The 19,397-nt window shown below is 68.7% G+C and carries 19 protein-coding genes; 12 read left to right on the top strand and 7 right to left on the bottom strand.

Translation table 11 applies throughout. The features are described 5' to 3' along the window. The first annotated feature begins 32 nt into the window (after positions 1 to 32). The 5 genes from folD to AC3WQA_RS03250 all read left to right on the top strand — a co-directional run bounded on the left by folD (position 33) and on the right by AC3WQA_RS03250 (position 5,799). Complete coding sequence (gene folD / locus AC3WQA_RS03270; RefSeq protein WP_492673665.1) at positions 33 to 890, top strand: bifunctional methylenetetrahydrofolate dehydrogenase/methenyltetrahydrofolate cyclohydrolase FolD; 858 nt, start codon at positions 33 to 35, stop codon at positions 888 to 890. Between the two features lie 74 nt (positions 891 to 964). Beyond that, entirely contained in the window at positions 965 to 2,425 is a 1,461-nt protein-coding gene (guaB, locus tag AC3WQA_RS03265; RefSeq protein WP_492673664.1) for an IMP dehydrogenase, read from the top strand. Between the two features lie 16 nt (positions 2,426 to 2,441). Next, positions 2,442 to 4,007, top strand: a complete 1,566-nt coding sequence (guaA, locus tag AC3WQA_RS03260; RefSeq protein ID WP_492673663.1) for a glutamine-hydrolyzing GMP synthase — start codon at positions 2,442 to 2,444, stop codon at positions 4,005 to 4,007. A 112-nt stretch (positions 4,008 to 4,119) separates the two neighbouring features. Next, complete coding sequence (locus AC3WQA_RS03255) at positions 4,120 to 5,418, top strand: M24 family metallopeptidase (RefSeq protein WP_492673662.1); 1,299 nt, start codon at positions 4,120 to 4,122, stop codon at positions 5,416 to 5,418. 144 nt (positions 5,419 to 5,562) lie between these two features. Then, positions 5,563 to 5,799, top strand: coding sequence for a hypothetical protein (locus AC3WQA_RS03250; protein ID WP_492673661.1), 237 nt, complete (start codon positions 5,563 to 5,565; stop codon positions 5,797 to 5,799). A gap of 5 nt (positions 5,800 to 5,804) precedes the next feature. Here AC3WQA_RS03250 and trxC read toward each other — a convergent pair whose 3' ends face one another. Then, on the bottom strand, positions 5,805 to 6,242 hold the full coding sequence (trxC, locus tag AC3WQA_RS03245; protein WP_492673660.1) for a thioredoxin TrxC: 438 nt from the start codon (positions 6,240 to 6,242) through the stop codon (positions 5,805 to 5,807). Between the two features lie 139 nt (positions 6,243 to 6,381). After that, complete coding sequence (gene merR, locus AC3WQA_RS03240; protein ID WP_492673659.1) at positions 6,382 to 6,825, bottom strand: mercury resistance transcriptional regulator MerR; 444 nt, start codon at positions 6,823 to 6,825, stop codon at positions 6,382 to 6,384. Between the two features lie 69 nt (positions 6,826 to 6,894). On the opposite strand from merR, the gene merT reads away from it, so the two are divergent. The 3 genes from merT to merA all read left to right on the top strand — a co-directional run bounded on the left by merT (position 6,895) and on the right by merA (position 9,365). Further along, entirely contained in the window at positions 6,895 to 7,245 is a 351-nt protein-coding gene (merT, locus tag AC3WQA_RS03235) for a mercuric ion transporter MerT (protein ID WP_492673658.1), read from the top strand. 13 nt (positions 7,246 to 7,258) lie between these two features. Next, positions 7,259 to 7,537: a mercury resistance system periplasmic binding protein MerP gene (merP, locus tag AC3WQA_RS03230; protein WP_492673657.1), complete on the top strand. Its 279-nt coding sequence runs from the start codon at positions 7,259 to 7,261 to the stop codon at positions 7,535 to 7,537. Between the two features lie 142 nt (positions 7,538 to 7,679). Continuing rightward, positions 7,680 to 9,365 carry a mercury(II) reductase gene (gene merA / locus AC3WQA_RS03225; RefSeq protein WP_492673656.1) on the top strand — a complete coding sequence of 562 codons (1,686 nt, stop codon included), beginning with the start codon at positions 7,680 to 7,682 and terminating at the stop codon, positions 9,363 to 9,365. A 238-nt stretch (positions 9,366 to 9,603) separates the two neighbouring features. Here the strand turns inward: merA and AC3WQA_RS03220 are convergent, their stop codons facing one another. Together AC3WQA_RS03220 and AC3WQA_RS03215 are read right to left on the bottom strand one after the other, a co-directional pair. Continuing rightward, positions 9,604 to 10,287 (bottom strand): DUF6969 family protein, encoded by a 684-nt coding sequence (locus AC3WQA_RS03220; protein WP_492673655.1) that lies wholly within the window; start codon positions 10,285 to 10,287, stop codon positions 9,604 to 9,606. Continuing rightward, complete coding sequence (locus tag AC3WQA_RS03215; protein WP_492673654.1) at positions 10,287 to 10,568, bottom strand: hypothetical protein; 282 nt, start codon at positions 10,566 to 10,568, stop codon at positions 10,287 to 10,289. The genes AC3WQA_RS03220 and AC3WQA_RS03215 overlap by 1 nt, the downstream gene beginning before the upstream one ends. A 426-nt stretch (positions 10,569 to 10,994) precedes the next feature. Between AC3WQA_RS03215 and AC3WQA_RS03210 the strand changes: the two genes are divergently transcribed. Both AC3WQA_RS03210 and AC3WQA_RS03205 read left to right on the top strand, forming a co-directional pair. After that, positions 10,995 to 11,627 carry a GGDEF domain-containing protein gene (locus AC3WQA_RS03210; RefSeq protein ID WP_492673653.1) on the top strand — a complete coding sequence of 211 codons (633 nt, stop codon included), beginning with the start codon at positions 10,995 to 10,997 and terminating at the stop codon, positions 11,625 to 11,627. A 65-nt stretch (positions 11,628 to 11,692) separates the two neighbouring features. Next, positions 11,693 to 12,214, top strand: coding sequence for a redoxin domain-containing protein (locus tag AC3WQA_RS03205; protein WP_492673652.1), 522 nt, complete (start codon positions 11,693 to 11,695; stop codon positions 12,212 to 12,214). A gap of 4 nt (positions 12,215 to 12,218) precedes the next feature. Here the strand turns inward: AC3WQA_RS03205 and AC3WQA_RS03200 are convergent, their stop codons facing one another. Next, positions 12,219 to 13,841 (bottom strand): tetratricopeptide repeat-containing sulfotransferase family protein, encoded by a 1,623-nt coding sequence (locus tag AC3WQA_RS03200; protein WP_492673651.1) that lies wholly within the window; start codon positions 13,839 to 13,841, stop codon positions 12,219 to 12,221. Positions 13,842 to 13,946: 105 nt separating this feature from the next. Between AC3WQA_RS03200 and AC3WQA_RS03195 the strand changes: the two genes are divergently transcribed. Together AC3WQA_RS03195 and AC3WQA_RS03190 are read left to right on the top strand one after the other, a co-directional pair. Then, positions 13,947 to 14,825 (top strand): aldo/keto reductase, encoded by an 879-nt coding sequence (locus AC3WQA_RS03195; RefSeq protein ID WP_492673650.1) that lies wholly within the window; start codon positions 13,947 to 13,949, stop codon positions 14,823 to 14,825. A 66-nt stretch (positions 14,826 to 14,891) separates the two neighbouring features. Beyond that, entirely contained in the window at positions 14,892 to 16,244 is a 1,353-nt protein-coding gene (locus tag AC3WQA_RS03190) for a chloride channel protein (protein ID WP_492673649.1), read from the top strand. On the opposite strand, the gene AC3WQA_RS03185 is transcribed toward AC3WQA_RS03190, so the two are convergent. Then, on the bottom strand, positions 16,241 to 18,736 hold the full coding sequence (locus tag AC3WQA_RS03185; RefSeq protein ID WP_492673648.1) for a sensor domain-containing protein: 2,496 nt from the start codon (positions 18,734 to 18,736) through the stop codon (positions 16,241 to 16,243). The genes AC3WQA_RS03190 and AC3WQA_RS03185 overlap by 4 nt on opposite strands. Positions 18,737 to 18,856: 120 nt before the next feature. Continuing rightward, entirely contained in the window at positions 18,857 to 19,264 is a 408-nt protein-coding gene (locus AC3WQA_RS03180) for a ribonucleotide reductase subunit alpha (RefSeq protein ID WP_492673647.1), read from the bottom strand. Positions 19,265 to 19,397: the final 133 nt, after the last annotated feature.

Genomic DNA, 19,397 nt, shown 5'->3' with positions numbered 1-19,397 from the left:
GATAATGTCGCGTCTTTGGGCCAGGCATCAACATGAGCGCACGCATCCTCGACGGCAAACGCATCGCGCAGGAACTGCTGGAGCGCATTGGCAAGCGCGTGGCCGAGCGCACGGCGCAGGGGCGGGCCGTGCCAGGCCTCGCGGTGGTGCTGGTGGGCGACGACGCGGCGTCCTCGGTATACGTGCGCAACAAGCGCAAGGCCTGCCAGCAGGTGGGTTTCCACTCCTTCGGCTTCGACCTGCCGGTCACGACCACGCAGGTTGAACTGTTCGCGCTGATCGACCGCCTGAACGCTGACCCCGCCGTGCACGGCATCCTGGTGCAGTCGCCGTTGCCCGACCACATCGACGAGGATGCCCTGGTCGACCGCATCGATCCGCTCAAGGACGTGGACGGCTTCCAGGCCATCAACGTCGGTCGCCTCGCGCTGCGCCGCTTCGGCCTGCGTCCGTGCACGCCGAAGGGGGTGATGACCCTCCTGGGCCACACCGACCGTCCGGTGCGCGGCCAGCACGCGGTGGTGGTGGGCGTCTCCAACCACGTGGGGCGGCCGTTGGCGCTGGAGCTCCTGATTGCCGGCTGCACCACCACCTGCTGCCACAAGTTCACGCGCGACCTGGAAAGCCACGTGCGGCAAGGCGATATCGTGATCGTCGCCGCCGGCAAGCCGGGGCTGGTCAGGGGGGAGTGGATCAAGCCGGGCGCGGTGGTGATCGACGTGGGCATCAACCGGCTGGACGACGGTCGGCTGGTGGGCGACGTGGAGTTCGCACCCGCCGCCGAGCGCGCCAGCTGGATCACGCCGGTGCCCGGCGGCGTCGGCCCGATGACCGTGGCCACGCTGATGGAAAACACGCTGGAAGCGGCATCGGCGCGCGACGCGGGCTGATCGTTCAGCCGCCGCGCTGGCAGGCATGCTGCGGTGCCGCGTATAATCCTCTCTTTGCCGCGGGGCTTTCTTCCATGCGCATTCTCGCCGAGGCTCTCACCTACGACGACGTCTTCCTCGTTCCCGGTCACTCCAACGTGTTGCCGCGCGACGTGGACACGTCCACCCGCTTCACCCGCGGCCTGCGCCTGAACATCCCCATCGTGTCCGCCGCGATGGATACCGTGACCGAGGCGCGCCTCGCCATCACCATGGCGCAGCAGGGCGGCATCGGCATCATCCACAAGAACATGACCGCCGAACAGCAGGCCGCCGAAGTGCGCCTGGTGAAGAAGTTCGAGGCCGGCGTGATCCGCAACCCCTTCAGCGTGAGTCCGGACACCTCGATCCGCGACGTGCTCAAGCTCACCCACGCGCACAACATCTCCGGCGTGCCGGTGGTGGACGGCGAGAAGCTGGTGGGCATCGTCACCAGCCGCGACATGCGTTTCGAACGCAAGCCCGACGATCCGGTGAAGAACATCATGACGCGCCAGGAACGCCTGGTGACGGTGAAGGAGGGCGCCAGCCAGGACGAGGTGCTGCAGCTGCTGCACAAGCATCGCATCGAGAAGGTGCTGGTGGTCAACGACGACTTCCAGCTGCGCGGCCTCATTACCGTGAAAGACATCCAGAAGGCGCGCGACAACCCGCGTTCGGTGAAGGATCGCAACGAGGCGCTCTTGGTCGGCGCGGCGGTGGGCGTGGGCGGCGACACCGAGCGCCGCGTCGAGGCGCTGGTCGCGGCCGGCGTGGACGTGTTGGTGGTGGACACCGCGCACGGTCACTCGCAGGGCGTGATCGACCGCGTGGCCTGGGTGAAGAAGCACTACCCGCAGGTGCAGGTGGTGGCCGGCAACATCGTCACCGGCGACGCCGCGCTGATGCTGCGCGACGCGGGCGCCGACGCGGTGAAGGTGGGCGTGGGCCCGGGTTCGATCTGCACCACCCGCGTGGTGGCCGGCGTGGGCGTGCCGCAGATCACCGCGATCGACATGGTGGCGAGCGCGCTCAAGGATTCCATCCCGCTGATCGCCGACGGCGGCATCCGCTATTCGGGCGATATCCCCAAGGCGCTGGCCGCGGGCGCGTCGTCGGTGATGCTCGGCTCGATGTTCGCCGGCACCGAGGAATCGCCGGGTGAGGTGGAACTGTTCCAGGGGCGCTCGTACAAGAGCTATCGCGGCATGGGCTCGATCGGCGCGATGCAGCTCGGCTCCAAGGATCGCTACTTCCAGGACAACGAGGCCGACGCCGACAAGCTGGTGCCCGAAGGCATCGAAGGTCGCGTGCCCTACCGCGGCCCGCTGAGCAACATCATCCATCAGCTGATCGGCGGCCTGCGTGCCTCGATGGGTTACCTCGGCGCCGCCACCGTCGAGGACGTGCGCGCCAAGGCGCAGTTCGTCAAGGTGACTTCCGCCGGCGTCACCGAAGCGCATCCGCACGACATCCAGATCACCAAGGAAGCGCCGAACTATCGGCTCAATTCCTGAGGAAAGCCGAGTCCCGATGTCCAACATCCATTCCGACAAAATCCTCATCCTCGATTTCGGCGCGCAGTACACGCAGCTCATCGCGCGCCGCGTGCGCGAGCTGGGCGTGTACTGCGAGATCTGGGCCTGGGATCACGCGCCCGAGGAGATCGCCGCCTTCGGCGCCAAGGGCATCATCCTTTCGGGTGGCCCGGAATCCACTACGTTGCCGGGCGCGCCCAAGGCGCCGCAAGAAGTGTTCGACTCGGGCCTGCCGATCCTCGGCATCTGCTACGGCATGCAGACGCTGGCCGCGCAATTGGGGGGCGCCACGGAAGCCGCCGACCAGCGCGAGTTCGGTCATGCCTGCGTGGATGTCGCCGCGAACAGCCGTCTGTTTGCCAATCTCAGCGATCACGCCGATGCACATCGTCTCGACGTGTGGATGAGCCACGGCGACCACGTTTCCCAAATTCCGCCGGGCTTCGTCGTCACTGGCACCACCGACCGCATTCCGGTCGCGGTGATGGAGAACGAGGCGAAGCGCTGGTACGGCGTGCAGTTCCACCCCGAGGTGACGCACACCAAGCAGGGCAGTGCGCTGCTCAAGCGTTTCGTCACCGAGATCTGCGGCTGCGCCACGCTGTGGACGGCGGCCAACATCATCGACGACCAGATCGCGCGCGTGCGCGCGCAGGTGGGGTCGGACGAGGTGATCCTCGGCCTCTCCGGCGGCGTGGATTCCTCCGTGGTCGCCGCGCTGCTGCACAAGGCCATCGGCGACAAGCTCACCTGCGTGTTCGTGGATACCGGCCTGTTGCGCTTCCAGGAAGGCGACCAGGTGATGGCCACGATGGCCGCGCACATGGGCGTCAAGGTGATCCGCGTCAACGCCGCCGAGCGCTATTTCAAGGCGCTGGAAGGCGTGGCCGATCCGGAGGCCAAGCGCAAGATCATCGGCGGCCTGTTCGTGGAGATCTTCGACGAGGAATCGGCCAGGCTCAGCAACGCCAAGTGGCTGGCGCAGGGCACCATCTACCCCGACGTGATCGAGTCCGCCGGCAGCAAGACCGGCAAGGCCCATGTCATCAAGAGCCACCACAACGTGGGTGGTCTGCCGGCGCACATGAAGCTCAAGCTGGTCGAGCCGCTGCGCGAGCTGTTCAAGGACGAGGTGCGCCGCATCGGCGTGGCGCTGGGCCTGCCGCGCGAAATGGTCTACCGCCACCCGTTCCCCGGCCCGGGCCTGGGCGTACGCATCCTGGGCGAAGTGAAGCCGGAATACGCCGAGCTGCTCGCCCGCGCCGACGCCATCTTCATCGACGAATTGCGCAAGGCCGACCTCTACGACCAGACCAGCCAGGCGTTCGCCGTGTTCCTGCCGGTGAAGTCGGTGGGCGTGGTAGGCGACGCGCGTGCCTACGAATGGGTGATCGCGCTGCGCGCGGTGGAAACCATCGACTTCATGACCGCGCACTGGGCGCACCTGCCGTACGATTTCCTCGGCAAAGTTTCCAACCGCATCATCAACGAGCTGCGCGGCGTCTCCCGTGTGGTCTACGACATCAGCGGCAAGCCGCCGGCGACGATCGAATGGGAGTGATCGTCGACGCCTTGCCCTGACGCGATGTTTCATCGCCCCGTGGCGAGTGCGTTTTCCAGTGGCCAAGCCGGTGCGGGTGTGCGGAAATAGCCGACTGCCCCGGGAGAGCCCCATGCGCCATCTTCAAAGCGTGTCCCAGCCTGGTCGCCGCCGCTTCCTGAAATCCACGGCGCTGGGCGCCGTCGCCTTGCCGCTGGCCGCGCTGGGCGGCCAGACAGAGGTCGAGCCGGCGGCGGCCAGCAAGCTGCCAGCCGCCATCCTCGCCTTGTCGCCGGTCACTTCGCGCATCGTGCCGATCACCGACGATGAGCGCCGCGCGCGACTGGCGAAGGCGCAGGCTTTGATGGGCCGGTTCGGCATGGATGCGATCTACCTCGATGGCGGGGCCACGCTGGACTACTTCACCGGCATGCACTGGTGGACCAGCGAGCGGCTGATGGGCATGTTGCTGCCGTGCTCGGGCGAGCCGGTGTACGTCGTGCCCGCGTTCGAGCGCAGCCGCGCGCTGGAGCAGATCCGCTTTGGCCACGACGTGCGCACCTGGCAGGAGCACGAGAGCCCGTATGCGCTGCTCGCCCAGGCCATGCGCGAGAGGGGCGCCGGCACCGGCACGTTGGGTATCGAGGAGAAGGTGCCGTACTTCCGCGCCACCGGCATCGCTGCGGCCTTGCCGCAGGCGAAGCTGGCGCTGGCCACGCCCGTCACGGCGGGCTGCCGCGCGATCAAGAGCCCGGCGGAGCTCGCGCTGATGCAGGTGGCGAACAACGCCACGCTGGCCCTGTACAAGGCGATCTGGCAGGGCCTGGAACCCGGCATGACCCAGCAGCACATCGCAGCATGGGTGGATGCCGGTTACGCGCGCATGGGTCTGCGCGGCGAGGCCAGCATCAACGTGGGCACCTACACCGCGCTGCCGCACGGCTCGCGCGAGCCGCAGGTGATCCGCGAGGGCACGCCGGTGATGCTGGACGACGGCTGCTTTGTTGCGGGCTACCAGAGCGACATCACGCGGACCTTCACGCTGGGCAAGGCCAGCGACAAGATGAAGCAGGTGTTCGACATCGTGCGCACGGCGCAGCAGGCCGCGCTCGCGGCGGCGCATCCGGGCGCGACGATGGAGTCGGTGGATGCGGCCGCGCGCAAGGTGATCGCCGATTCCGGCTACGGCCCCGGCTACACCTATTTCCCGCACCGCCTCGGCCACGGCATCGGCATGGACATGCACGAGTGGTACTACCTCGTCGAGGGCAATACACGGAAGATCGAGGCCGGCATGGCCTTCAGTGATGAACCCGGCATCTACCTCCCCGGCGAGTTCGGCGTGCGGCTGGAGGACGACATGTACGTGGGCATGGACGGCGCGCGCTGGTTCACGCCGCAAAGCCCATCGATCGAGCAGCCTTTCGGCTGAGGTGCCGATGCGCCACGGTGGGTTGCGCGGCTCCGCGGGTCACTCGCCGTGTCGCGATGGATCGCACGTTGACCTCCATCAGCGCCGTTTCCGCGCCGTGGCGGCATAGTGCCCAGCGATCGGAACCCCACATGAGGCCATGGCATGCGCAGTTTTGACGACACCCGGGGGTGCACCTGGCAGGCGGCCCTGCTGGAAGCCTCCTACGGCAACATCGCGCTGATCTTCAGCCCGCTACGCGGCGAGGGTTTGCGCCAGACCCTGATGGCGACGCAGACCCTGCCCGAGGCGGAAGCACAGCTGGCCGCGCTGGACGATGCCGGTTTACGCGAGTTGCTGGTGCGGGCGCGGCCATGGGGGCCGGGCGACGCCCTGGTCTGAAACGGCTACGTGCCCTGCGCGCGCGCCCATTGCACGATGCCGGCCGCCTGCATGGCGCCGGCCTGGCGCGCCACCTCGCGGCCGCCACGGAACAAGGCCAGCGTGGGGATGCTGCGGATGGCATAGCGCGCGCCCAATGCCGGCTCCGCTTCGGTATCCACCTTGAGCAGACGCAGCTGCGGTTCGAGCTGCGCGGCGGCTTGCACGAAATGCGGCGCCATCATCTGGCAAGGGCCGCACCAGGGCGCCCAGAAGTCCACCAGTACCGGGATGTCGTTGCGTGCGAGGTGCTGCTGGAAGGCCGCTTCGCCCACCGCCAGCGGGTGCCCCTCGAACAGCGGCTGGTGGCACTGGCCACAGTTGGGGGCTGCCGCGAGGCGTTCGGCCGGCAGGCGGTTCACCGCCTGGCAGTGCGGGCAGACGATGTGCAAGTGCTGACTCATGGCGTACCTCGATATCGGGATGCAACAGTCACCGGCATGGGGGCCTTTGGAAATTCCGCAGTGCCCACGTGACACGCGCCGTACGCGATCAAGCATGCTCGCGCTGGGCCGGCGGCGTCGAGTCCGGGCGCGAAGGCGTTCATCGCCGCTTTTGTCCCGACTGGGCGGGATCAGTTGGCGATCCGTGCAAAGCCTCGATCAGCGGACACGACACCTGGCCATGCCGCGTATGGCATTCGCGCACCAGCGTGGAGAGCGCGTGCTCCATGCGGGCCAGGTCGGCGAGCCGGGCGCGCACGTCGTCCAGGCGTTGCGCGGCCAGTTCAGCGGCTTCGCCGCAATGGGTGCCATCCTCCAGCTTCAGCAGTTGCCCGATCTCGTCCAGGGTGAAGCCGATGCGCTGCGCCGACTTCACGAACCTGACCCGTGCCACGTCGGCGCTGCTGTAACGACGGATGCTGCCGTAAAGCCGGTCTGGCGTGGCAAGCAATCGCTTGTGCTGGTAGAAGCGGATCGTTTCCACATTCACCCCGGCGGCCTTGGCGAAGGCGCCGATGCTCAGGCGCTCCGAAGGATGGGTCATGGTGCTTGATTCCGTAGTTGACTACGGAATTAACCTTACGCCATTCGACGAAGAACCGGGAGCATTGCCATGACCGAACCCAGCAACGACCGCGGCTTGCTGCTTGCCGGTGGTGTCGCCGCCATCCTCGCCTCGACCTGCTGCCTCGGCCCGCTGGTGCTGGTCGCGCTCGGCGTTTCCGGCGCATGGATCGGCAACCTCACGGTGCTGGAGCCGTACCGGCCGCTGTTCATCGGCGCCGCGCTGGTCGCGCTTGCGTTCGCCGCGCGCCGCATCTTCCGCCCGGCGCAAGCCTGCAAGCCGGATGAGGTCTGCGCGATCCCGCGAGTGCGGATGGCCTACAAGCTGATTTTCTGGATCGTCGTGGCCCTGGTGGTGATCGCGCTCGCCTATCCCTACGTCTTGCCGTTGTTCTACTGAAGAGGATTCCGCCATGAGGAAACTTGCAACTGTCGTTGCCCTGGCCGCCATCCTGGCGACGCCTGCCTGGGCGGCCGTCAGGACGGTGACGCTGTCCGTGCCCGGCATGACCTGCCCGGCCTGCCCGATCACCGTGAAGACGGCGCTCTCACGGGTCGACGGCGTGCGCCAGGTCGACATCCGGTCTGGCGCGCACGAGGCCATCGTGACGTTCGACGATGCCAAGGCGTCGATGCAGAAGCTGACCGACGCAACGGCCCGGGCCGGCTACCCGTCCAGCGTCGAGCACTAGACGGTAGAAACGCGGGAGAAGATCCGCAGGGTGGTGGGCGTGACCCGCGAAGGTTGGTGTCGCCGGCCTGCCGCCGCGGGGCGGATGGTCGTGAGCAGCTCGCGGAACGCGGACGACGAGCCAACACAGGAGGGGCCACGCAATGACACAGTTGAAAATCACTGGCATGACCTGCGAGTCGTGCGCGGTGCACGTCAAGGCGGCCCTGGAAACGGTACCTGGCGTACGGTCGGCGGAGGTGTCCTACGCCGACGGCAGCGCCACGCTTGAGATCGCGGCGGGCACCTCCACCGACGGAGTACTCGCCGCCGTGGCGGGGATCGGCTACCACGCGGCCCTGGCCGATGCACCACCCGTGCCGCCACGTGGCGGATCGCGCGACCGCGTGCACGCATGGGATGGCGGCGCAGGCCAGGCCGGCCGCGACGCCGGAGCACTGCACGTCGCCATCATCGGCAGCGGCGGCGCGGCGATGGCAGCGGCGCTCAGGGCGACCGAGCGCGGCGCGCGGGTGACCTTGATCGAGCGTGGCACCATCGGCGGGACCTGCGTGAATACCGGCTGCGTGCCGTCCAAGATCCTGATCCGCGCTGCCCATGTCGCCCATCTGCGCGCGAGCAGTCCGTTCGACGACGGCATCGCCGCCGCCGTACCGGCCATCCGGCGCGGGCGGCTGCTGGCCCAGCAGCAGGGCCGCGTGGAGGAACTGCGCCACGCCAAGTACGAGTCCATCCTGGCCGGCAACCCGGCCATCACCGTGCTTCGCGGCGAGGCCCGTTTCCAGGACGGCCGCAGTCTCGCGCTGCGGCTGCAGGATGGTGGCGAACAGGTGGTTTCCTTCGATCGCTGCCTGGTCGCAACCGGCGCCAGCCCGGCCGTCCCGCCGATCCCCGGCCTGGAGGAAACGCCCTACTGGACTTCGACCGAAGCCCTGGCGAGCGGTACGACGCCGCCCCGGCTGGCGGTCATCGGCTCCTCGGTGGTCGCGGCCGAGCTGGCCCAGGCCTTCGCGCGGCTGGGCAGCCGGGTGACGATGCTGGCGCGCCACACGCTGTTTTCCGGCGAAGACCCGGCCATCGGCGAGGCCATGGCCGCTGCGTTCCGCGCCGAACACATCGAGGTGCTGGAGCACACGCAGGCCAGCCGGGTCGCCTGGCGGGGCGGCAAATTCGTGCTGACAATCCCGCACGGCGAGCTGCGCGTCGATCGACTGCTGGTGGCGACCGGTCGCGATCCGAATACACGCGGGCTGCATCTCGATGCCGTCGGCGTGTCGACGGATCGGCACGGCGCCATCGTCATTGATGATGCGATGCGCACCACGGCACCCGGCATCTATGCCGCCGGCGACTGTACCGGCCAGCCGCAGTTCGTCTATGTCGCGGCGGCGGCCGGCACGCGGGCGGCGATCAACATGACCGGCGGCGAGGCGACGCTCGACCTGTCCACGATGCCGGCCGTGGTGTTCACCGACCCGCAGGTCGCCACCGTCGGCTTGTCCGAGGCTGAAGCGCGCGGCCGTGGCATCGTGACCGACAGCCGCACCCTCACACTCGACAACCTGCCGCGGGCGCTGGTCAACTTCGACACGCGCGGCTTCATCAAACTGGTGATCGAGAAGGACTCGCGCCGGTTGATCGGCGTGCAGGCGGTGGCGTCCGAGGCCGGCGAATTGATCCAGTCGGCGGCGCTGGCGATCCACGCCCGGATGACGGTGGAAGAGCTGGCCGACCAGTTGTTCCCTTACCTGACCATGGTGGAAGGGCTACGGCTGGCCGCCCAGATCTTCGCCAAGGACGTCACCCGGCTGTCCTGCTGCGCCGGCTGACCGGTCGCCGGCATTGCCGGCTTCGATGGACTCCGGCCATGGTCCGTTAGCGGTGTGTGGCCGCTGGCCGGTCGCCCCTGGCGCTGGTTGCGATGGTCTCGTCCTCCAGCGTCACCTCAGCCAGGAGGCGCTGAAGGCGTACAGCGGGCCTCATCGCTCTTTCCGCCCTACGACTGGCGCCACAACGGCATAGAGCCAGTCGGCGGCAGGCAGTGTTGATGGGCTGGATCGGGGCGGCTCAAGCCAGCTTGTCGTCCAGCGCGATGGCTCGCTCGGACAGCAGCTCCAGCTTCGTGTCGTCCAGCACGGCCTTGGCCGGCCAGCCGGACAGGGCGGCGTCGCGCGCCGCCAGCACCTCGCGGATCTCATCGGCGCACAAGCTGGTCACGCATTCCAGCACCGTGTCGATGTGGGGATGGCCGGTGTCCAGCCGCATGCTGGCCAGCAGTTGGGCGGTGGTGGCGGCGCTGAGCATGAGGTCGCCGGTGACCCAGCTGTTGACCGTGAACAGGCTGATGGGCAAGCCCTTGGCGTCCAGGCCGATGGTGAGCAGATGGCGCGTGGTGATCGCCTTGCGCGGCTCGCCGGTCATCGCCGCGAACGCCTTCTCGGCCTTCGACTGCAGGCGCCGCGACCACAGCGGGCGGCGGGCGAACAGGTGGAAATGGCCGTGCTCGGCGGCACCGGGTCGATCTTCGGGAGAGTGCGAGTGGTAGAACCACTGGTAGCCGCTGGACGCGTCGATCGCGTCGTCGTCCGGATAGTGCTGCCACTGCTTCGGCGGGCGACCGGCCAGCAGGCCCTGGAGCAGGTGCTCGCCGCGGGCGGCGAGGGCGGCATAGGTTTCCAGCAAGCGCTGGCCGGCCGCCCTGCGGGCGCGATCGCCAGCCGCGGGGGACGGCCGGCCAGGCTTGGCGTTCATCAGTGCTGTGCGCCGCACTTCGCGCCGCACTTGGGCGCAGGCTTGGGCGCGCACTTGGCACCACACTTGGCGCCGCACTTCGCATGCGCACCGCACTTTGCCTTCATCTGCTGGTGCTTCGCCGCCGAACACTTGGCGCCGCACTTGCCGGCGCATTTGCTCATGCTGGCGGCGGGCTGGCACTTGGCTTGGGCGGCGCCCAGGTCCGCGGCGGCGGCGGGGAGCGCCACGATCGCAGCGGTCAGGGCGGCGAGGGAGGCGAGCTTGGTGGAGGTCTTCATGGGCATGTCCGATAAGGTGGAGAAATAGGCCGTGAGACCGGCGGTCTCGGTAGAGGGAGGCGGCGGGCGGGCAAAAGGATTCGCGCCACGTGCGGATCGGATCAGGCGAACAAGGCGTCCTTCCACCGGTGCGGGTGTGGGCGACGCCCGCGCGACGATGCCTGGATTTTTCATGGGCGCTGCGGGGGCGGTGGGGCAGCGCAGCGTGACGGTGTCGATTCGCCGACGACAAAAAGCGCGAAGTCGGCTTTCCGACGGCCGGTCATGGCCAGCCGACGCGCGGGTTCATTGCTGACAACAGCATGCTTTTCATGGTGTTGCGTACCTTTTGTGGTGGCTTGCAGTTGGCCCGTTGCTTGCAGTCATTGGATCAAGGCGGCCAGCACCGAGCTGGGCCGCGCATCGCAAGCCCCGTGAGGTTCCGCCATGGATTCCGACAGCCACCTGCGTCGCTGCTCCGACCTGACGATGGAAAACGAACGCCTGCGCGAGGAACTGGCCTGTGCGCGGGCACAGTTGCGCAGCCTGCTGCGCCAGGCCACCACGGACGAGCTTACCGGCTTGCTCAACCGACGCGGCTTCCAGCAGTTGGCCGTGGAAGAGATGCGGCGCGCGCAAAGCCGCCTGCGCACGCTCACCCTGATCTACGTGGATGTGGACGGACTCAAGGCGCTCAACGACCGTGCCGGCCACGAGGCGGGCGACGCGCTGCTGGTGGAAACCGCTGCCTTGTTGCGTACCGCGTTCCGTGCCGGCGACGTGGTGGCACGGCTGGGCGGGGATGAGTTCGCCGTGTTGACGCGTGGTTTCCATGGCGACACTGCAGTGGTGCGCCGGCGCATCGAACAGGTGAGCGAGGCGCTGCGCGGATCTGGCGCGCAGACGCAGTCGATTTCGCTGAGCACGGGCGTGGTGCTGGTGAACCCCGGCATGGAGTCCGGCCTCGACGAATTGCTGGCTTGCGCCGACCATGCGATGTACGCGGAAAAACGCCGCAAGTATGCCGTGGCCCGTGCCGCCCGCCGCCCCTCGCCGGTAGCCTTGTCGGTGGCGGTCTGATCGCCGGCAAGGGGTGCGTTGCGCGATGATGTGCCGGTATCTCTCCATACCGGAAGGAAACCATCGTGACGCCCGAGCTCGCTCCTGAGTGGCAGACCACCCGCTGGTTCAACACGGCAGGCCCGCTGGAGCTGACTTCGCTGCGCGGCAAGGTGGTGCTGCTGCATGCCTTCCAGATGCTGTGCCCTGCCTGTGTGGCGCAGGCATTGCCGCAGGCGCGGCGCGTGGTGGCGGCGTTCGATGGCGCGCCGGTGGCGGTGATCGGCTTGCATACCGTGTTCGAGCATCACGCCGTGATGGGGGCGGAAGCGCTCGAGGCCTTCCTGCACGAATACCGCGTGGACTACCCGGTGGGTGTGGATGCGCCGGGGCCGGCAGGCGATCCGATCCCGCGCACCATGCGCCGCTATGCCATGCGCGGTACGCCCACCACGGTGCTGATCGACGCGCAGGGGCGCCTGCGCTGGCAGATGTTCGGGGTGTGCGAGGACTTGATGCTGGGCGCCGAAATCGGCGCGCTGCTGGCCGAAGCCGGCTTGCCCGGCGCGGCGGCCACCTCGGGTGGCGCGGCCTGCGCGTTGCCTTGACGTTTCAGCTGGACGTTGGGAACGGCGGCAGGCCGAGGCCGTGGCGCAACGGGTCGAGCAGCGCGCCGTAATGCGCAGCGCGTGCGGTGTGGCGATCCAGCCCCTGGCGCACTTGGCTGGCGCTGGGCGTGCGCACGGCGCGTTCGGCGCGGTGATAGTCGCGGCAGGCGGCGTCGAAGGGCAGGCCGCAGAAGTCGAGCAAGGCACGGATCTCGCCTTCGGGATCGGCCAGTAGCGCTTCGTAATGCTGGGTGCGGATACGCAGCGGCGCGGCCTTGCGCCAATCGTCCATCGCGGTTTCGCTGTCGCGGAGATAGGCGGCGATATCGGTGAGCGAACAGGCGAAATGCGGCGAGCGATGGAAGGGCTGCTTGAAGCACGACCAGCCCGCTTCCAGCGCGTCGCGGCGCACCTCGACGATGCGCGCGCCGGGCAGCATCGCACCCAGCAGGCCGGCGTAGAGCCAGTTCTCCGGCAGCTTGTCGGTGCTGTACGGGCGCTGCTCGCGCCAACGCGCCGTGCGCGCGAGGTAGCGCAGACCAAGGCGCTGCCAGTCCGCTGCGCTGGCTTGCGCCATCCACGCTGGCCAGGGCTGGTTGCGGCGTGCGGATTCTTCCGCCAGCACCTCGGGCAGGTCGGGCAGCTCGCTGGCGCCTTCCACCAGCGGGTGGGCGGCGAGGATCTGCTCGAACAGGGTGCTGCCCGAGCGCGGCAGGCCGACCAGGAAAATGACCTCCTTGCCCAGCGTGGGGTCGATGGGCGCGGGCAGCGCGGCGCCATCGGCGCGCACGCGCTCCACCAACGCGTGGAAGCCGGCGGCGTTCCATGGCGCCAGCCGCTGCTGCTGCGCGTTGGCGGCGGCGAGCGCGGCGAAGGCTTCGTCGTAGCGGTGCTGGTCCTCGCAGACCTTGCCGAGGGCAAAGCCCAGGGCGATGCGGTCGGCGGGGGCGAGGTCATGCCCTTGCAGCAACGTCGCGAGCTGCTCCCGATCCGCATCGCTGAGCGGCCGGGTCTTGATGTTGGCCAGCCCGCGCCAGGCATCGCCGCAGGCCGGATGCACGGCCAGCGCACGGCGATAAGCCTGCGCGGCCTCATCGAAACGGCCGAGGTGCGCCTGCGCATCGCCCAGCAGCACGTGGGCGGGCAGCAGGCGCGCATCGAGTGCGCTGGCGCGGGCAAGCGCCGGCGCGGCCTCGCCGGTACGGCCCAGCTGTTGCAGGTTGCGGCCGAGGTTGAACCAGGCCATCGGGTAGTCCGGCGCCTGCTCGCCGGCACGACGCCAGCAGGCCAGTGCGGCTTCGGTGCGCCCGGCCGCCTGCTCGGCATTGCCGAGGTCGGTGAGCACGAGCGGATCATCCGGCCACTGCGCCAGCGCGCGCCGATACAGGGCGCAAGCCTGCTCGAGCCGGCCCGCGCGGGTGTGCGCGATGCCGGCCAGGCGCAGCACCTCGGGGTGTTCCGGTGCCGCCTGCAACACGCCATCGAGCTGTTGCAGCGCCTGCGCCAGCGCGCCATCGCGGATCGCCCGCGCGGCGACCTGCAGGGCTTGCGCCTGCGCCGCGCCGAGCCCACCGGTGCGCGTGGCCGGGTCGGTGGCGGAGACGGGGCGGGGCCAGACGGTTGGCATGCGGAGGGTTCCGGTGAGCACTGCGGGCGATGGTAGCCGGCGCAAGAGTTTGCGTGGAACCAGCGCCTACAATGACAAGCTTCGACGTGGCGCGAGGTGGTGGCGATGACGACTCCTGATGCCGGGCGTGCCGGCACGTTTCTCCTGGGCGGCGAGCTGCCCATCCATCGGCTGGGTTATGGCGCCATGCGCGTCACCGGGCCGGGCGTGTGGGGCGAGCCGGCCGACCGCGCCGCCTGCCTTGCCACGCTGCGTCGCCTGCCCGAGCTGGGGGTGAACTTCATCGACACCGCCGACGCCTATGGCCCCACGGTGTCCGAGCCGATGCTGCGCGAGGCGCTGCAGCCGTACCCGCGCGACATGGTGATCGCCACCAAGGGTGGCCAGGTGCGCACCGGGCCCAACGAGTGGATGGCGCTGGGGCGGCCCGAATACCTCATGCAGCAGGTGAAGCTGAGCCTGCGCCTCTTGGGCGTGGAGCAGATCGCGTTGTGGCAGTTGCACCGCATCGACCCCAAGGTGCCGCGCGACGAGCAGTTCGGTGCGATCAAGGCGATGCTGGACGAGGGCCTGATCCGCCATGCGGGCCTGAGCGAGGTGACGGTGTACGAGATCGAGGCCGCGCGCAAGGTGTTTCCGGTGGCCACGGTGCAGAACCATTACAGCGCGGGCTTCCGCCTCTACGATCAGGTGCTCGACCACTGCGAGGCGCACAGCATCGGCTTCATTCCGTGGTATCCGCTCTCCGGCGGCAACCTCGCCAAGGCCGATTCGCCGCTGGCGGCGATCGCGCGGCGCCATGGCGCCAGCCCCGCGCAGGTGGCCATCGCCTGGTTGCTCAAGCGCAGCCCGGTGATGCTGCCCATCCCTGGCACCGCGCAGCGCGCGCACCTGGAGGAGAACGTGGCGGCGGCCGCCATCGAACTCGGCGACGAGGAATTCGCCGCGCTGGCTGCGGCGGCGCAGTCGCGGCCGACGGTGTGAAGGGGGGTGGTGCAGGGCGATTGCTATACTCGCGCGGCCTTCCTCACCACCACCGACTGCCTGCCTATGCGCCGTTTCCGCCTGACCGAGCCCCTGGTGATGCTGGCCACGGTGGCGCAGTGGCTGGTGCTGGCCACCGCGACGGGCGCGTTGGTGGGGGTCGGTTGCACGCTGTTCCTGCGCGCCTTGTATGCCAGTGAGGGCCGTCTCTATCACGTACCTTGGTGGTGGCTGCTGTTGACGCTGCCGCTGGGCGGTTTCGCCAACGGCCTGCTGCTGCATTACGGCTACCGCCTGCGCCGCAGCACGTTCAACGACAACGCCATCGTGGCGGTGAACGAGCAGCAGGGCAAACTGCCGTTTCGCACCATGTGGATCAAGCCGGTGTGCGCGCTCATCACGCTGGGCTGCGGCGGTTCGGCCGGCAAGGAAGGGCCGTGTTCGCACATCGGCGCCAGCCTCGCCGCCGCGGTGGGGCGCGTGCTGCACCTCAATCCCGAGATGCGCAAGCGCCTCCTCGCCTGCGGCGTCAGCGCGGGGTTTTCCGCGGTGTTCGGCACGCCGATCGCCGGCGCGATCTACGGCGTGGAAATGCTGGCGATCGGCCGCCTCCGCCACGATTTCCTGTTTCCCGGCATCGTGGCTGGCGTGGCGGCGTTCGAGGTGTCGCGTGCGCTGGGCGTGCCCTACCCCAGCTACCACATCAGTTTCGCCGGCCAGTTCACCGAGCTGTTGTTCCTGAAGGCAGTGCTGCTGGGTGTGCTGTGCGGCGGCGTGGCCTGGATCTTCGTGGAGTGCCTGAGCAGGGCGCGCGAGTTGTTCGGCTGGCTGAAGACGCGCCACGGCCTGTGGCCGCCGCTGGCACCGCTCGTGGGCGGTGTGCTGGTGGCCTTGCTGCTGCTGCTGGCGCCGTCCGATTACCTGGGCCTCAGCCTGCCGGTGATGGAGCGCGCCTTGCACGGCGAGGCGATGCCTTATGCCGGCTTCCTCTGGAAGGCGCTCCTGGTGGCGATCACGTTGGGTTCGGGCTTCTACGGCGGCATCGTCACGCCGCAGTTCGTGCTGGGCGCGCTGGCCGGCGGCGCCTTTGCGCATGTGTTTGGCCTGCCGAGCGCGCTGGGCGCCGGGGTGGGGCTGGTGGCGGTGGTGGCGGCGGCTTCGAATGCGCCGATGGCGGCGATCCTGATGGGCGTGGAGCTGTTCGGCGCCGATGCCACGCTGTATGTGGCGGGGGCTTGCGTGGCGGCGTATCTCATCGTGGGCCATCGCAGCGTGTACCCGGAACAGCAGATCGCCTTCAGCAAATCCTCGTGGATCTTCGCCCATGCCGACTTGCCGGTGGGGCAGGAGAAGGTGCGCCTGTCCTACGGCTTGCTGCGCTGGCTGCGCCTGCGGCGGCGGGCACGCAAGGCGGGTTAGCCGCGGTCGGATGAACCGGTGGCGGAGCGCGCCAGCAAGCGTTGCTGGAACTCGGCGGCGGGCATCGGCCGGCCGTGGAAGTAGCCCTGCAGCTGATGGCAGCCGATGTCGCGCAGGAAGGTGGATTGCTCGATGGTTTCCACGCCCTCGGCCACCACCAGTTTGCCCAGGCTGTGGGCCAGCGCGACGATGGCGGTGGTGAGGGCGGCGGTGTCGCGGTCGCTGGCAATGTCGCGCACGAAGATGCGGTCGATCTTCAGCACGTCGATGGGGAAGTGCTTGAGGTAGGACAGCCCGGAGTAGCCGGTGCCGAAGTCGTCCAGCGACAGGCAGACGCCGCGGCGGCGGATACGGCGCAGCAGGGCGGTGGTGGCCTCGCCGCCGGCCATCACCATGCGCTCGGTGAGTTCCAGCTCCAGCCATTCGCTCGACAGTTGCGCGTCACTCAAGGCCTGGTCGAGCGTGGCGTAGAAGTCGGGTTGCTGGAACTGCAGCGCCGAGACGTTGACCGAAACCGGGATGGGATGGCCAAGCAGTTCCCACTGGCGGATCTGCCGGCAGGCCTCGCGCAGCACCCAGGTGCCGATGGGCAGGATGGCGCCGGTTTCCTCCGCAATGGGGATGAACGCATCGGGCTTGCAGGCCTCGCGGCCATCGATGCGCCAGCGCAGCAGTGCCTCGGCGCCGACGATGCGGCCGTCGCGCACGTCGACCTTGGGCTGGTAGTGCAGTGACAGCTCGTGCCGCTCCAGCGCGTGACGCAGGCCGGTTTCGATGTGACGGCGGGTTTGCGCCACTTCGTACATCGAGGCGGTGAAGAAGCTGAAGCCGTGCGGCGTCTGGGTCTTTGCCGCCAGCAGGGCGGCTTCGGCGTGTTGCAGCAGCTCATCCGGCGTGGCGGCGTCGTCGGGGTAGAGGCTGACGCCGATGCTCAGGCGCAGCTCCGGCTCCGGCATGCCCTCCACCGCCGTGGCTTCGCCCTGTTCGAGCAGGCGCCGGCACAGGCTGGTCACCAGACCGGCGTTGTCCACGTGCGGCACGACCAGCACGAATTCGTCGCCGCCGTAGCGACCCAGCCATTCGTCGCCCTGCAGGCTGCCTTGCAGGCTGGCCACGAAGGCGCGCAGCGCGCGGTCGCCGGCCGATTGGCCGTGTTGTTCGTTGATGCGCTTGAAACCGTCGATGTCGATGTACAGCACGGCGAGCCGTTGTTGATGCCGCTGCGCGGTGGCCACGGCCTGTTCAAGCTGTGCCTGCAGCTGGCTGCGGTTGGGCAGGCCGGTGAGCGCGTCGTGCTGGGTCAGGTGGATCATCTTGAGGTTCAGCGCGCGCGTTTCGCTGACGTCGTGGAACACCAGCACGCCACCGATGGCGTTGCCGGTGTGGTCGTGGATCGGCGCCGCGGAGCTTTCCACCCGCGTGTCGTAGCCGTGGCGATGGCGCAGCAACAGGCGGTCGGGCGGGTTCACGATGGCGTTGCGGGCGATGGCGGCGCGCAGCGGGTTGGCCAGCCCCTCGCCGCTGCGTTCGTCCTGCAGCGGCAGGATGTCCTCGATCGGCTGGCCCTGTGCCTCGGTGGCGCTCCAGCCGGTCATGGCTTCGGCCACCGGGTTCAGCGTGGTCACCCGCAGTGCGGGGTCGGTGGTGATGACGGCGTCGCCGATCGAGCGCAGGGTGACCTCGGCCAGCTCGCGCTCCCGATGCAGTGCCTCCTCGGCCGCCTTGCGCTGGCTGATGTCCTGCACTTGCGAAATGAAGTACAGCGGGGCGCCGTGGTCGTCGCGCACCACCGACACGCTGAGCAGGAAGTGCACGGCGTGGCCGTCCTTGTGCAGATTGCGTTTTTCAAGCTGGTAGGAATCGCGCTTGCCGGCCAGGAGCTCGGTCATCAGCTGGGCGTCGGTGGCCATGTCGTCGGGGTGGGTGACGGCGGCCACGTTGCGCGTCAGCATTTCCGCTTCGCTGTAACCCAGCATCTGGCATACGGCGGCGTTGACGCGCAGGAAACGTCCCTCCGGACTGGTCAGCGCCATGCCGGTGGCGGCGTGCTGGAAGGCGCTGAAAAAACGCTGTTCGCTGTCGTGCAGACGCAGCTCCAGCTCGCGCCGCTCGGTGATGTCGACCAGTGCCGTGAAGATGCCGCATACCCGGCCGTTCGCGTCGAAATCGGGCTGGAAATTGCCGTGCGCGTAACGCCGTTGCCGCCCCCGGTAGAGTCGGCCTTCGTAACTGGCGCTCTGGCCGGCATAGGCCTGTGCCAGCGCGGGACCGGCCAGGGCGAGATTGTGTTCGCCGATCACCTCGACGAGATGGCGCCCGATCAGTTGCTGCGGGTCGATGCCCAGCCAGTGCCGGTGGGTGTCGTTGGCGAAACAGAAGCGCTGCTCCCGATCCAGGTAGGCCAGCAGCACGGGCGCTCCATGCGCCACCCGCCTGGCCCAGTCGGACACTGCGGGGTGGAACGGTGGCTGGGCGGGCTGGTGATGCCGCATGCGCGCTCCGGCTTGATCCGCGCCCATCGCGGCGGGCCTTCATCATGAGCCCCGGTGGCTGCCTTGCCCAGCGACAAAACGTGAATTTCTTTTGATGATGCGGCCGTGGGGGAGTCGGGCTCAGGCGCGCAATTGCACCAGCTCGCCGTCGCGGTCGATGGTGAGGTAGCTGGAGATACGGCCGCTGCGAATCTGCTGCACCATGCCGCGCAAGGCCTGGTCGGTGCGTTCGTCGCTGGGCAGTTTGCCGGCGTGGCCGGCCAGCGCGCCGACGAACAGGATGTCCCAGTCCTTGCCGGTATGCGCGGCCTCGTCGCGCAGCGCGGCGAAATCCGCGATGTCTTCCGGTGCCTTGTCCACGCACACCACCGGCACCAGGGCGCCGCCTTCGCCGCGTTCGAAGCTGGCGCGGTGGGCCGGGGCCGCCTCGTGCGGCAGCTCGCGCGCGGTGAACACCAGCAGCAGGCGCTGCGGTTCGGGTTCGGCGCGCGCGGCGAGCAGCAAGTCGGAGAAGTTGTGCAGCAGCATGGGGTGTGCCTTGGTCGGAGGGGCAGTGGCAAAAGCCTAGGTGCGCGGGCGACAGAAACACAAGCGACGGCAGCGTTCTGGCCATCCTTCACGGCGGTTTTGGCCCATGGATCACGATGGGCCTGTCGAACAC

The sequence above is a fragment of the Rhodanobacter sp. FW106-PBR-R2A-2-24 genome, assembly GCF_058789615.1.
This window is presented reverse-complemented; position numbering and strand designations above follow the sequence as displayed.